The organism is Halomonas sp. SIMBA_159 (genome assembly GCF_046536035.1).
Classification (GTDB): Bacteria; Pseudomonadota; Gammaproteobacteria; order Pseudomonadales; family Halomonadaceae; genus Vreelandella; species Vreelandella venusta_A.
Genome location: NZ_JAWJBT010000980.1, coordinates 1 through 257, shown reverse-complemented (window position 1 = coordinate 257; position 257 = coordinate 1). Strand labels below are relative to the sequence as shown.

Annotated in this window: 1 protein-coding gene; it reads left to right on the top strand. The window is 72.4% G+C overall.

All coding sequences use genetic code 11. The annotated features are described in order from the left end of the window. Positions 1-11: 11 nt before the first annotated feature. Positions 12-257, top strand: a 246-nt coding sequence (locus R0J87_RS22175; RefSeq protein WP_498889015.1) for a hypothetical protein, incomplete at its 3' end; no start/stop codon positions are given.

Genomic DNA, 257 nt, shown 5'->3' with positions numbered 1-257 from the left:
GCTGCCGATCCGTGAGCGACAAGTACGTCCCGCGCCAATGGCAACCGCACGAGCGCCCGACGCTGCCCGGCTCGGCCTCCACGCCCGTGCACCCCACGCCGCGGCGGATCGCCTTCGCCCTGGTCGGCATCGTGGTCGCCCTGACCGGCGGCCTCAGCAATGCCCTGGTCACCGCCAACCTGGTCTACCTGCAGGGCACGCTGGGCGCCTACGCCGCCGAGATGGCCTGGCTGCCGGCCGCCTACGTGATGACCAAC